This is a genomic window from Claveliimonas bilis, from assembly GCF_030296775.1.
In the GTDB taxonomy this organism is placed as follows: Bacteria; Bacillota; Clostridia; order Lachnospirales; family Lachnospiraceae; genus Claveliimonas; species Claveliimonas bilis.
Genome location: NZ_AP027742.1, coordinates 528213 through 542456, shown reverse-complemented (window position 1 = coordinate 542456; position 14244 = coordinate 528213). Strand labels below are relative to the sequence as shown.

The 14244-nt window shown below is 43.2% G+C and carries 12 protein-coding genes; 6 read left to right on the top strand and 6 right to left on the bottom strand.

Annotation, left to right across the window (positions count from 1 at the left end; all coding sequences use genetic code 11):
- Positions 1-179: 179 nt before the first annotated feature.
- Positions 180-1433, top strand: a complete 1254-nt coding sequence (locus tag R2J37_RS02565; RefSeq protein WP_316266149.1) for an amidohydrolase — start codon at positions 180-182, stop codon at positions 1431-1433.
- 41 nt (positions 1434-1474) lie between these two features.
- Here the strand turns inward: R2J37_RS02565 and R2J37_RS02560 are convergent, their stop codons facing one another.
- The 6 genes from R2J37_RS02560 to R2J37_RS02535 all read right to left on the bottom strand — a co-directional run bounded on the left by R2J37_RS02560 (position 1475) and on the right by R2J37_RS02535 (position 7774).
- Entirely contained in the window at positions 1475-1666 is a 192-nt protein-coding gene (locus R2J37_RS02560; protein ID WP_316266148.1) for a hypothetical protein, read from the bottom strand.
- A gap of 31 nt (positions 1667-1697) precedes the next feature.
- The gene (locus R2J37_RS02555; protein ID WP_256196217.1) at positions 1698-1862 is read right to left on the bottom strand and encodes a hypothetical protein; all 165 of its coding nucleotides are present in this window, start codon (positions 1860-1862) and stop codon (positions 1698-1700) included.
- A 16-nt stretch (positions 1863-1878) separates the two neighbouring features.
- Entirely contained in the window at positions 1879-2703 is an 825-nt protein-coding gene (locus R2J37_RS02550) for an Rpn family recombination-promoting nuclease/putative transposase (protein ID WP_316266147.1), read from the bottom strand.
- 182 nt (positions 2704-2885) lie between these two features.
- Positions 2886-3995, bottom strand: a complete 1110-nt coding sequence (locus R2J37_RS02545) for an FRG domain-containing protein (protein ID WP_316266146.1) — start codon at positions 3993-3995, stop codon at positions 2886-2888.
- A 33-nt stretch (positions 3996-4028) separates the two neighbouring features.
- Positions 4029-7490 carry a hypothetical protein gene (locus tag R2J37_RS02540; protein WP_316266145.1) on the bottom strand — a complete coding sequence of 1154 codons (3462 nt, stop codon included), beginning with the start codon at positions 7488-7490 and terminating at the stop codon, positions 4029-4031.
- Positions 7491-7588: 98 nt separating this feature from the next.
- Positions 7589-7774 (bottom strand): hypothetical protein, encoded by a 186-nt coding sequence (locus tag R2J37_RS02535; protein ID WP_316266144.1) that lies wholly within the window; start codon positions 7772-7774, stop codon positions 7589-7591.
- Positions 7775-8119: 345 nt separating this feature from the next.
- Here R2J37_RS02535 and R2J37_RS02530 point away from each other — a divergent pair, with 345 nt between their 5' ends.
- The 5 genes from R2J37_RS02530 (at position 8120) to istB (ending at position 14132) form a co-directional block, all read left to right on the top strand.
- The gene (locus tag R2J37_RS02530; RefSeq protein ID WP_316266143.1) at positions 8120-9433 is read left to right on the top strand and encodes an IS30 family transposase; all 1314 of its coding nucleotides are present in this window, start codon (positions 8120-8122) and stop codon (positions 9431-9433) included.
- 498 nt (positions 9434-9931) lie between these two features.
- Positions 9932-11251 (top strand): ISL3 family transposase, encoded by a 1320-nt coding sequence (locus R2J37_RS02525; protein ID WP_316266142.1) that lies wholly within the window; start codon positions 9932-9934, stop codon positions 11249-11251.
- Positions 11248-11601 (top strand): hypothetical protein, encoded by a 354-nt coding sequence (locus R2J37_RS02520; RefSeq protein WP_316266141.1) that lies wholly within the window; start codon positions 11248-11250, stop codon positions 11599-11601. The genes R2J37_RS02525 and R2J37_RS02520 overlap by 4 nt, the downstream gene beginning before the upstream one ends.
- 156 nt (positions 11602-11757) lie before the next feature.
- On the top strand, positions 11758-13332 hold the full coding sequence (locus R2J37_RS02515) for a Mu transposase domain-containing protein (protein WP_316264354.1): 1575 nt from the start codon (positions 11758-11760) through the stop codon (positions 13330-13332).
- Positions 13329-14132, top strand: a complete 804-nt coding sequence (gene istB, locus R2J37_RS02510; protein ID WP_316264353.1) for an IS21-like element helper ATPase IstB — start codon at positions 13329-13331, stop codon at positions 14130-14132. Before R2J37_RS02515 ends, istB begins: the two co-directional genes overlap by 4 nt.
- Positions 14133-14244: the final 112 nt, after the last annotated feature.

Genomic DNA, 14244 nt, shown 5'->3' with positions numbered 1-14244 from the left:
GAAAAGCAATCAAAATTTACAGAAGATTTCCTTAAGATTTTCCTATTTTGTTTATCCCAAAACCTCCCCTGACTTTCTTTTTCCCATTATCTGTTGTATACTTTACTCGTCACTTTATTATACTAAATCGAAGAGTTTTTTAGCTCTTCTTCCAATCAAAACAATGAGGAAAAACGTATATGAATAGAATTGCAGACTGGATTGCTTCCCACGAAGCAGAATTAACGGATATATCCCATGATATTTTCTGTCACCCGGAGCTTGCTTATGAAGAAACCTATTCTTCCAAGCGCCTTGCATCCTTCCTGGAAAATCAGGGCTTTCAAATAACATGGAAAACAGCCGGCATTGACACCGCTTTTACCGCCACCTGGGGAAATGGCTCTCCTCGCCTCGGCTTTCTGGCAGAGTATGACGCCTTTCCGGAAATCGGCCATGCCTGCGGGCATAACCTTCTCGGCACAGGCGTATGCGCTGCTGCCTGTGCTCTGAAAAATGATATGGAAACTTCCAAAACTCCCGGCACTATCCTTGTCTACGGCTGCCCTGCTGAAGAAATCATGTCTGGAAAGATCGTCATGACAAAAGCAGGCGTATTTGACGATCTGGACGTTGCCGTCATGTGGCATCCATTTGACCGGAACCGGATCAGCAATGATATCTGGCAGGCACAGGACGTAAAAAACTACACATTTCACGGTGTCAGCGCCCATGCTTCCCGATCCCCCGAAGAGGGCCGAAGCGCGCTGGACGCTGCAGAGCTCATGAATATCGGCGTCAATTATCTTCGTGAACATGTACCGGGCGACGTGAGGATGCATTATGCCTATATCGATAATCACATCCCCGCCAATGTAGTTCCCGATACCGCAAAAACGAACTACTTTATCCGCGCTTCCCTAAGATCCCGCACAGAGGAGGCAAGCCGGAGGGTGGATGACTGCGCCCGGGGCGCTGCACTCATGACCGGAACGTCTGTGGACATCGAACTGGTAAAAAGCTGTCGGGAAATGAAAATAAACCGCGCACTGACCGAGCTTTACTACGAAGCCATGACAAAAATCGACACTCCCACTTACACACAGGAAGAACTGGACTTTGCCGCCGAAATCAGCAGGGAAGCCGGGCTTAACAATCACGGCATTTATTTCACAGGGCTGGAGCCGCTGGAAGATGAACCCGTTCCCATTGCCATCGGAACGGATGCCTCCGAAGTCAGCCACGTTGTCCCTATGATCACCATCAGCGCTGCCACCATGTGCAAGGGAACCCCTCTTCATCACTGGGCTGCTGCCCGCCAGGCCGGCATGAGCATTGGTCACAAAGGGATGCTGTACGCTGCCAGATGCATGGCAGAAGGCACAAAGCTTCTCATAGAAACGCCCGGTGCACTGGAAAAAATATGGGAGGATCATCGCCGGGAAGAAAAATAACGAAACGCCTCTGTGCTCTTGAATGGCACAGAGGCGTTTCGTTACTTTCTTCTTATCTGCTTCAATGCACGAAAATACGCCGCTAACCTCTCTTTCTGTTCCTCCGAGAAGTCATGGCGACATTCCGGCCTTATCTTTTCATCTTCTATTGGCAGCGGATCATAGCCCGGACAATCTCCAGCCGCTCTACTCTCTTTTTCCAGTCCTTCAGATATTCTGTCACTGTCTGTCATAATTCATATCCTTGGTGTTACAGAAGCACCTTTAAACTTCCGCTCCTTTACGTATTTCTTCAATTTCCTCTTCACTCAGTCCACTGGCTTCTTTAATAAGGCTGATTTCTGCCCCAGCTTTCAATAAGCCCAAAATCAATCTTCTTTCTGCTCTTTTCTCTCCCCTTTTCTCCATTCGTTCTGCAAAATTACTCATAACGTCCCGCCTTTTCTCATATTTCCTGGAGCTCTGATTTCTTGCTTATTTCTTCGATTTCCTCTTCGCTCAATCCGCTAGCTTCTTTAATAAGACTGATTTCTGCCCCAGCTTTCAATAAGCCCAAAATCAATCTTCTCTCTGCTCTTTTCTCTCCCCTTTCCTCTCCCCTTTTCTCCATTCGTTCTCCAAAATTACTCATGATATCCAGTCCTTTCTTTTCACCTTTCAAAAACTTAACACGCTTCGACAAAGCCCCCTGACTGTCATCTTCCGGGTCCGCTGTCTTAAAGTATTTCATCAGCTCTGCAATTTCAGTATAATCGTCTACTTCTGCATTGACAAAAATAATGTGCTGCCCATCCTCATATTCTTCTCCGGTATTTCCCAGATATTTATATACAGGATAAATTGTGCTTCCTCTGTTCCATATATCTGTTTGACTGATGTAAAAAAGAGAACACTCCGGAAGTTTCTCATAACCTTCGCCTCGGCGCAGCAGTTCACTATCTGCCATAGCACGGTAATACCGGACCCTTTTTGAGTGATTCTCTTTATCTTCTTTCTGAACTTCAATAATATAAATCTGATTATCCGTACTTTCTGCAAAAATATCCAACCTTGAACGTTTGGAAACAAGCTTTGTTATATGATATTGGCTTTTTACTGTACGTATACTTAAATCAGAAATTCCTGTCAGAATCCGCAATACATGTTGACATGCAGGAATATCTTCCAGAACAGCAGACATAAAAACATCATCAAAAAGCGTCAGTTTCTTCACTTCCTCTATGAGCTTTTCTCGCTCCAGAATTCGGCTTTGCTTTTCATTTTCTTTCATACGTAAATCTGACATTCACAGAATCGTTTTTATGTTCTCAACATCATTCTTGTCCTCTCTGTCACAGAAGAATAAATAAAGATATTTTATTTACATAATTTCATTATAGGATAAAAAAGAAGGAAAGTAAAGACCTGATTTATGGAAATTAAAATCCAGGTTTACTTTCCTTCTTATCCTGTTTATTCTACTTTATGATTTTCTATAAGCTTCGCCATAGTAGGAAGTTCAGGATAAAGCCATCCGCCGTCCATGCCATTTGCAATCATCTCTTCTACAATGCGCTGCGGTTTCAGTAAAACAATTTTATAAAGATAATCTTGCGCTACTTTATTGTTTTCCATCCCTTCTGGCACAATGCCCATCTTGCGAAGTTTCTTATCTATTTCCTCTTCCTTATAAAAAGGAAATACACTGAATACTCCTTTTTGTGCCTTTATCCTTTCAGAATGATACGGATTTACAATTGACAAAGGTGGAAGCGCTTTTTTCTCCTGGATATACCCTTCTGAGTAAATGCGAAGCAAAATATAGTAGATGATGGGTACGACTTCCCCCTGTAACAGCAACGCTTTTATCTGTGGAAGATTCTGTATATATTCGTCATGGATAGCACTCAAATTTAAAATATAATTTAAATGTGTCACATCCTTCTCTTCAAAGAAGTTTTCTTCCTTATCCAAAACTCTTTTCAGTTCATTGAGGATATTATTTATTCTCTTCTTCTCTCTATATTTCAAATCTAACGTCCAAAATAACGGATGTTCTGCTGTGATCTCGTTGGCTATCTCCTTAAAAATTTCTTTGTTTAATCCACCCGGATCCATAACCCATACACATGGCATACTTGTCTGCTTGTCATTTGCAATACAATCAATCAGCTCAAAAAAAGCTCCCAATGCAAAAATCAAAGAATGCACGCTGGATTCAGACCAATCCAGTACTCTTGTCTTCATTCCATGATGCTGCATCACCTCCAGCCATTCAATTCGGGATGAAGGCTTCAGGTTAAAATAATGATAATTTTTGGCTATGTAATGCTGTGTCCTTATCTCTTCCGCATTATGAAGACTGGAATATTTTTCTGTCCCCTTCCCATTCTCTTTTCCACGATATAAACTTGGCGTAAGCGAATGTGTAACATGGGATAAGCCTCTGTACCATAAAATTGGAGGTTTCTCAACAGAAAAATAATTCCCAGATACATTTTTCCTCCCTATCACGACTTCTTCAATCTCCCTGATACACTCAAAATATGCTTTCAGTGAATCCGCATAAAAATATTTTATCATAGTTCCTCCCAATGCAATAATTTTCCAATCTCCTTATTCAATGTCCGGATTTTGAGCATATTTTATTTTCTGCGTATAAAATAAGTCCAGTAATGTTTCAATGCAGAACCGATTATACTCTCCTCTGCTCTTTCCACTTTCCTCCTCCTTTGGATATATCGGCATCAACTTTTCAAAAGAAAATTTACTCAGTTTAGAGTTCTCATCCAAATACTTTTTGCGTTCATATGCGCTTGCGCCCTTTACAAGATCGGTATAATATTCATGTTCTTGAAATTTAAATACTGTAACCTCTCTGCTCGCTTTTCCTATCAATTGACTCATTACTGCTGCCATTTTTATATAATGACGTATTTTCTTTAAATTTTTATGGATAAGGCGCGGGTCTTTTGACAGAATTCCCCCCTTACATTTGTCGCTGTATTTTTCCGCCTCCTCGACCAGCTCTCTTAATGCTTGTTTTAATGCTTCAAGCTTATCCTGATACTCGTTTACTACCCCGTTTTCCCCTTTCATACGACCTGCCTGCACTAAAGACTCTTCTGTCCCTATTAATGCATCGAGCCTTGCCTTTGCATTCTCCTGTGCTATTTTAAGATTTTCACATGGCACTTGCGCAGCATTTCCCAACTCAATTGCATCCTTCATTCTGTCTTCTGCGGCTTTTATAATTTCTATAAGCTGTTCCAGTAATTTCAATGTCGTGTCTTCATCCATTTCTCCACAATATACTACCGCCATTACTCTTAAAATCCGCTTGATCAATTTATTTTCTATTTCTGGGTCTGCGCTTACATTCGTCAATATTAAGGTAATATAATCCTCGGCGGACAGATTCCCTGTTTTACACATAAAAATATCCGCTGTTTCTTCCCGGTATTGCCCAATACACATGCTAAACAGATTTTCCAGTCCCTTCCAGGCGCTTTCACTTACTCCCTCTATTATTTTTATAAAAACTTTTTTATTATATGCGCTTCCTTTTACATCGATTCCCATCCATCTCCCAAAAACATTCCAACTTTTCAAATCTTGTCCAGCTGCCTTTTTTTCTTTATATTTCTCTTCCCATTTCTCACATAGCCCCTCATATAAGTCATCTTCTACCTTTTTCTTTAACTTCCTGTCACAAAAATATCTTTCTCCCTGTGTTATAATTCTCACCTGAAGTGCTTGACAAATCCCTGCTAATCTGGCTTTTTTCTCTTTATCTTTACACTGTCTTCCTATTTTATCGCCATAATCAGCAATCGCCGCGACCAAGGATTGTAATTTGTCTACGATTTTCTCATCCTCTGTATCCCCTTCTACCTCTCTGATCTTTTCATATATATCCAGAATATCCTTTTTTAAGCACTCGTTGCTGTAATCAAAATATTGAATTGTTTCTTGAAGATATGCTTTCGCATCCTCTTCCAGCTGCGCAGGCTGTCCGTATGCCAGGAAAAAATTAGTCCAGTATGCAACGAGCTGCTTTTTAAAGAATGCTAAAGGAGTATTGAAATCATCATCTGCGCTTTCACCCCAAAAGATATCAAGATAAGCCTTCTTCACACATGACTCTAGTAAAACACTGGCTTCATATCCTATATCTCTTTCACTGGTAATTCTTTGAAACATTCCGCTGATATTTTCAGCTATGATATGCGCAAGTCTTCCTACACAAATTGCTGCAACTGCTTTGTTTCTTTCTACCCTAGTTTCATATCTCAGCTGATGTGCAATTTCATGAAGCAGAGAAAAGGCCATTGTGGACATATAGGAAAGCTCCGTCTGAGTTGGGCTCTTCAAAATAACCAGTTTTTCCTTAGATTGATGAATCGATTTCTCCGCTTCCCAGTCTTGTCCCGTCCCATCAGCAAACATAACCTCTACCGACACTACATCCGCATCCAGCGCCGGAACTACAATGGGCACTGCGGATTCTATAGACAAAAACTCTGTATTTTTAATTCCCTCATAGATCATGCGCACAAATTCACTGTAACCGATCAATAATTTCTCAACACTGCTACTGGTTTCTACATTGTAGTTAGGCATCTGAAGCGTCTGCAGATTATTATTGCGTATATATTCAGCATATACGTTAATAGACCGGAGAGATTCCTGTAGGTATCCATCCATCTCATCCAAAATATTTTTATCAGTCCCAGACTGCATATAAATTTTCGTAAACTCTTTAAACGATTTAAGAACAACCAATATCTGCTTCAGCAACACAACCGCATAGATTCGTGTATCCGATACATCGTTAATAGATCGACAGGAAAGAATTAGTTTCTGAAGCAAGTGAAGATTGTGCCGCAGATTCTTACGATATCCCGGGATTTCATTCACTAAAGAAAGTGCTTCTTTATAATATTTCAATACAGTACCGATATGTCCGTCAATTTTCTCCCGAAGCATCGTTTTTCCGCTAGTATTCAGAACAATTTTTTCAGATACGAGTTCCATATCCCCCTGATGATTTATATAGTTTACCATTTTCTTGGCTTCAGCGTTTTGAATAAGTATTCTCCTATTGATATAAGATACATAATGCTTCTTTTTTAAATAGTACAGCCACCTGATCGTTTCTTTATCCTCATCATCTGGTTCCTTGTTTTTTTCTAAACATTGCAAAAATCCATCATATTCCTCCAGTGTCATTTCAACAGAAAAATCGTATCGCCCATTCAGTGCTGTACCCGGATTTATTCCTATTTTCCGACTCATCAATTCAGCTCCACATTGGCGGTAATCTCTCCAATAAAGATTAGAATAGCAACCTCTGATAACTACTTTTGTCTCATCTTTTGGCCAGCCTTTTTCTTCTGTTTCACATCTCACAACAAGAAGCGTATATGTTTTAAACAGGATCCATTCTGTATCTTTTCCATTTATTGTTTCAGAAATTTTCCTACATCTAATCATTGTTGAGAGCCTGTATGAGGCGGTCACATCATTGCTGGCTGTCACAATTGCAAAGTCTCCGCTTGACAGCATATAGTATATCTTACACACCGTATCCTTTCCCTGCTCAGAGCAAAACTTTTCCAGAATATTCTGCAACTCTGATACCAAGGGTTTTAAGTTTTCCAGATTGCTCTTCTCCTTATCTACTCCTAATCTAGCAAAAATTTCCGGCGCAATATGTATCTGAATAATACTCAAATATCTTTTGTCTTTACAATCAAAAGGGGATTTATCGTCTTTCCCGTATGCCTCTCCTGTCGATTCATTTCCATAAAGAGTGTAGCTCTGCGCCGCTACATTTTCACTGCCATTATGGCTTCCCGGCCAGATTCCCCACGCACTTGACATACTGTCTTTTTCGATATCTCCTTCTACAACAATCATTTGATTGAAATAGTCTGTTCCATAGAACGCCTGCCTTGTATGCTCCTTTAACGCTGTTTCTTCCTCCGTAAACTCTACTTTCCTCTCCTCATCCGTCCTGTATAAATAAACATAACGCAATTCGCATTTCTTCTCCCTATCCAGACTTGTAGCCATCCCGTATTCCCTCCTGCATTTTATTTTAGATAACCATGCAATTTTATCTTTCCCGCCGTCAGGGTAAAAAAAAAGAAGCATTGATATGCTCCTTTTTCTTAGTTCGGTAATCTATGTCGTTTATTGTTGCTGCCGGCTGCTGTTCTCTCATAAGACTCAGAGCTCTCTTTATTATATACATAATACTCTAATGTTTCATAATACATAGGTTCCATATCAGCCGTCAAATGCCGTCCCTCAAAATTATCGGCGATTCTGGAGCCTCCTCCTTTCACTTTATACATATATCCATATACCTCTTTTCCTATTGATAATAACTATATTATCAATATTTAATAATTTATTATGATATCTTATAGGGATTTTCTTGTCAATAGATAAGACAAAATCCGTAGCAATTTTCACACAACTAACACCTTCACATAGTGTTATGTTAATCTTGATTATACATCCAAGTTCAAAGAAAGTAAAGACCTAATTTATGGAAATTACGATATCAAAAAATGAAATTTTAAATTCCGCCTCCCCTAGGAGCAGTAGCTTTTACTCCTGCACAGTTGATATTTACTCTTTCATACATCCATGGTATGGTTATCTCTCCTTCTGACAGCAGTAGAAGGAGGCTAATCATGAGTAAATATATTCCTGGTAACCAAAAACATCTTACCCTTGAAAACCGTATCTATATCGAAAACGAACTAAATAAGAGCACTTCCTTTAAGGATATTGCCAGGTTCTTGTGCAAGGATCCTACCACAATCTCTAAAGAAGTCAGGGCTCACCGTCTCTCAGATTGGTATCACAAAGGTTCTTTCTATAACGCCAAAAATTTCTGTATTCACCGCTATCACTGCAAGAAGACGAACGCCTGTGGAAAGATTGTCCTGTGCGGGATCAAATGCGCATCCTGTCCTACCTGCAACCAAACTTGCAGAGACTTTGAGAAAGAGCGCTGCGTAAGACTTGACCGGGCTCCTTATGTCTGCAACGGCTGTACGAAAAAAATCAATCACTGCACCATTGCACACAAATACTCTTATAACGCCAGATTCGCTGACAGGAAATACCGGGAAAAACTCCGGGATTCCAGAACAGGGATCAACATGACCAAACGGGAGCTTCACAAAAAGGATCAGATCATTTCCCCTCTGATCGAACAGGGACAGTCTCCCTATCATATCCTGACAAACCATCCGGAGCTGGATATGTCCGTCCGTACCCTGTATTCGTATCTTGACCAGGGACTCTTTACGGCAAGGAACATAGATCTGAAACGGAAAGTTCATTTCAAACCAAGAAAGTGCCATAAAACACAAATCACGGACAGAGCAGTCTTTAGCAACCGATTATATCATGACTTCTGCTCCCTTGCCCTTACAGACTATGTCCAGATGGATACTGTCCATTCTTCCAGGGAATCAAAAAAGACCCTGCTGACCATGTTTTTCACCAAAGAAAAACTCTTCCTTGCTTTTCTGATGAACCGCTGCACGAAAGGTGCTGTCCGTCTTGTTTTTGACCGTCTGGAAAAGCGCATGGGAACCTATGAATTTACTTCCGTGTTTGAATATATCCTGACGGACCGGGGTTCTGAATTTGGTGATCCGGATGCTTTGGAAACCGGCGTAAACGGAATACAGCGTTCCAGCATTTATTACTGTGACCCGATGCAGAGCGGGCAGAAGGGCGGACTGGAACAGGCACATACGATGCTCCGGATGATTCTGCCAAAAGGAACCTGTTTTGAGTTCCTTACACAATGGGACATAAACCTGATCGTAAACCATATCAATTCCACACCGAGGGAAAGCCTGGGTGGAAGGACGCCATACAGCGTTGCCTTGGAAACACTTGGAGAAGAGGTCTTAAACGCATTTCAGCTTAGGCCGATTGCCCCGGATGAGGTAAATCTGACACCTAAGCTGATCCGCTTTAACCACTAATCAACTGATCGAAATCTGCTGTCAGACTGGAAGTAAACGTTTCACATTTTTTAGATGTGGCCGGTGGAATTCAGTCTCGCACACTGTTTTTCAGCGGTCCGTTTCCCATACCCAGAAATCAAGTAATTTTCGATGAGTTTAGCTAATTATAGCAGAAAACAGGAGATTTCGCTCAAAAATTTCCTGCAAAATCAGCAAAAAATAAAGTATGGTGGAATTTACCCCTGCACTGGAATTTAAAATTTCAATTTAGCGAAATTACGATATCAACGATTTTGCGAAAACCTATCGCTTATAATGTTCCCAAATATGGCTCTTCGCCTTTTTCTGGTGTTCCTGATTCCTGTCACCAGATCTTCTTAAAGCTTCACCAGTTATCTTTGAAGCTTCCCATAACTTTTTTCCCATGTTAGATGCTTCCATAGTTGTTCCAAACTTCCAGTGTTATGATTGGTTTGAAACAAAAATTTATCAATTTAAAGGAGGTTTAGAACAACTATGAAAACATCCAACTATCTGGCAAAACTGCCACAGGAAGCAACCATTAAAAGCATCCAGGTCTTCAAGGACTACGATCTCATCTCTCTTGATGTACCTACAGCCAGTCAGAGACTCTGTCCTCACTGCGGCTCTGACGACTGTGTTATCAAGGACTCCGGTACCATACAGACTGTCAGGCACATCCCCTGTAACCATCGCGGTACCGTTGTTTCTTTCCACAAGCGCAGGCTCCTGTGCAAAGACTGTCACTCCTCTTTCTATGAGACTCCCTACTGGATCCATCCCTTCCTGCGCATGACACAGGCTCTCTATGACTCCATTCTCCTGGATCTGATCCAACCTCTCTCCTTCTCCGAGATTGCAAGACGCAACCACGTTCCACAAAGCGCTGTGCAGTCTGTCTTTCAGTTCATCCATTTCGGCCTTCCTGCAAAGCTCCCCGAGACTATCTGTATTGACGAATTCAAAGGCAACAGCGGTGTATGGAGTCCAAAGTCTCACCGCTGGTATCGCAATAAATACCACTGCAGCATCTCTGACAGTGACTCCCATTCCGTCATCGACGTCCTGGATCAGATCTCTGGCGTCTATCTGAACAAGTACTTCCACCAGTTCTCTTTAGAGCAGAGGAAACGGGTGAAATACTTCTGCTGTGACATGAGCAACGGCTTTGTCTCTGTCTCCAGAAAGAACTTCCCTGACGCCAGGATCTGTATCGACCCCTTCCACGTCGTCAAGCGACTCAATGAAATGGTGGACGATGTGCGGCTCCGCTATCAGCGCCAGTTCCAGGATGCCGGCGACACGGAGAGCCTGAAAAAACTAAAAGGTATCATCCGCCTCCTGAAAACCAGAGAAGATAACCAGGTAAAATACTGGGGCGCTCGTTTTCACGAAAATAAGCAGCGCCAGTTCCAGGATGCCTTTGAAGTGGCTCCGGATCTTTTGGAAGCCTATGATTCCCTTCAGTTCTTCCACGATATCCTTGCTTCCTGGCCCTACTCTGTCCAGTATGAGGAGCTGACAGAATGGATCAAACAGTATACCGCCTCCGATGTAGAGGAGATCCACTCTGCCGCCTGCACTATCCGCCACTGGCGGGGCTACATCCAGAACAGCTGGAAGTACGGCAAATCCAACGGCCTCAGCGAAGGTCTGAACAACAAGGTCAAAGTCCTGAAGCGGGTGGCCTTTGGCCTGCACAGCTTCGAAAGCTTCCGCAAACGGATCCTTCTTACCTGTGGTAAACTCAGGCTTTCCAAGGACCCTCTGTCCGTCCTTGAGGATGCCAGGAACGGAAAGGAGATACGCTTATGATCCCCGACAGAATTTTCCTGCGCCGCTGCGCACAGAAAAATAACCTTGAACTTCCCCGTGAACTGGAGGACTGGCTTCTCGTCCACTTCGAGGATGAGCCTTATGAAAACTTCAATACAGCCTCCATACTGGAGGATATGGTCTGTATGTACTGCCAGTCCTTTGCCTACGGCAGACTGGATGTCACGATTCCGGATCCAATCACACGCTTAAAAGAGCGCTATGATGACCTGAAAGACCTTATCACAGATCTCCGGGTAGATATCAGTTACCTCCAAGGCCTGTGCGATGACTACGATGTGCGTGGTAAGGTGATTTTACAGCCACAGGGTAAGGAGTTTTTTACATGACGCGGTAAGGAGTTTTTTACATGAGTTGGTAAGAAGTTCTTTACACCGTCCGGTAAGAACTTTTTTACATCCTCTGCGGCGAGTTTTATCACAGGAGGAGTCAGCAGTTCATCCGATTTTGTATACTGTAAGCAGTACACAAGAGAGGAGACCTTTATGCTGACAAAAACAAAAATGCAGGAAATACAGGATTTAAAACTGCAAGGTTACACAAAAGCTGATATTATCAGATACTATGAAGCGCAGGGACGCAAGCCTCCCAGCCGGCCCACAATCAGCAAGTATTATGACATGGATGTGCTCCCGGATGATCCCGGCGCTAAGCTCGCAAAACCGAAAACCTTTGATGCGGAACCTTTCCGCAGTACGATTATCAGGATCCTTGAAACAAACAGCGGAAAAACGTTCTGTATGTCATCAGTTTACGATGTTCTGGAAGAAAAATTCATCGAAAACGGAGACTATGAGAAACTTCCCGGGAACCAACAGACGCTCCGGAACTACATCCATTATCTTGAGGATTCCGGACAGATCAACAGGGAGCCTGAGCACCGCCGTATCTATGATTATGTTTTTGACACCCCGCCCGGAGAACAGATGCTGATTGACTTCGGTGAGGAGACTCTCTCAAAAACAACGCATATCCATTTCATGTGCCTTTTGCTGCGTTATAGCCGTTTTTTATGCGTCTATGCACAGGATCACAAGTATAACTCGGAAGAGGCCTGTAAGGCGATCTACCGTAGTTTCTGCAGGCTTGGAGGGCGTCCTAAAGAACTGGTCATTGACCAGGACGCCGTGTTTGTCGCCAGTGAAACCTATGGTGAAGTCATCAAGACCAGGACCTTTGAAGATTTCTGTACTGAACAGGATATCCGGCTCTGGGTGTGTAATAAAGCGGATCCGGAAAGCAAGGGACCTATCGAAAACTCTGTCGGGTTCGTGAAGAAAAACTTCTTCAGTGCGCGGAAGGTCACCTGTATCGATGATGTATGGCGTTCCCTGCCCGGATGGCTGGAACGCAAGAACCAGCGGATCCACCGTTCTACCTTACGGGTCCCAAAAGCAGTCTACGACAGCATTGAAAGGTCAGCCATGCGGCCTCTTCTTCCATCCGTGTATGAAACATCTCCGAATACATTCCGCACTTATGAAATCGCGGCAATACCTTACGTCCTGTATAAATCATGCAGGTATTCGGTTCCACGTGATTATGCTTTCAAAACGGTACAGTTCAAAGTTGTCAGTGGGAAGATCCACATTTATGATGACCAGCTGAACTATATCTGTTCCCATAATCTCAGCGAGAGGAAGGGAAGTGTTAATCAGCTCCCGGAACACCGGAAACAGGACTCCGGAGACTGGATCGAGATCATGGAGCGTCTCCGTGGGAAATGGAACTGCTATGACTTCCAGCACTTCATCAATGGTGTGAAAAAGGAAAATCCACGGCATATCTCCAAACAGCTTCGGGCAATTGAACAGTTCCTTGATTCTGAGAATCCGGATAAATCCCTGGTAGCGCAGGTGATGAAGGAATGCTGCCAGAAATACCGGTATCAGTTCTCACAGTTTAAAGTTGTTTACAGTCTTGCAAAAGCCGGCCGGGAACTGACCACAGACGACTGCCGTGCCCAGGTTCCATCCGGCAGTGTCAGCTACACGGATCTTTCTGTTTATGCAAAAGCCTTTCAGGAACGCACAGAAAGGAAGGAGGCTGCTGCTCGATGAACCGTGAAATCTTAAAAAGTATGGATACCGGCCATATCCCTGTACAGCGGCTCACAGCGTTGCTCGAAACATTTACCTTAAAGCACGCGGCGCGCATGCTTCCGGATCTTCTGGAAACTGCGGATCTGCAGGACTCCTCCTGCAGGGAATTTCTTCTGGCCGTTCTTGAGACCGAAGTCAAAGGGCGGAATGAACGGCGTCGGAAGCGTAACTATTCCGCGGCGCATTTTCCACCAAATATCCGGCCGCTGGAAGAGTTTGATCCGGAAGAGCTGGAGTCAGGTATCACCCACGCACAGCTCTCCGTTTTGAAAGAACTGTCCTGGCTGGACAACTGCGGAAACCTTGTCTTTGCGGGGCCTCCGGGCCTCGGCAAGACCATGGTTGCCTGTGGCCTTGGTCTGCAGGCTGTCAACAGCGGCTATACTGTATGTTTTGAGAAGATGACCAGTCTGATCAAGATCCTTGATACCGCAGAGACAGAGCGTGCAGCCGGATTCCGGCTCAAAAATATCAAGAAAGCACAGCTTGTCATAATTGATGAGATCGGCTACACACCGATCAGCCGCGGACAGGCAAACAGATTTTTCACATTTATCAGTGATACCTATGAAACCAGTTCTATCATCTTTACCACCAACAAAGAGATCGTTGACTGGGCTGAGATGATGGGGGATCCGGTACTTACCACTGCAATGCTGGATCGGATCCTGCACCATGCCAAGTGTTACTCTTTCCGCGGGGAATCGTACCGGCTGAAGCACCCTGACCTTTACCCACAGGGAGAAACAGGGATGTAAAAAACTGCTTACCGGGTAAAGTAAAAAAGTGCTTACCTTACGATGTAAAAATCTGCTTACTAAGGGATGTAAAAAACTCCTTACCATACGGTGTAAAAAACATCTTACCTAA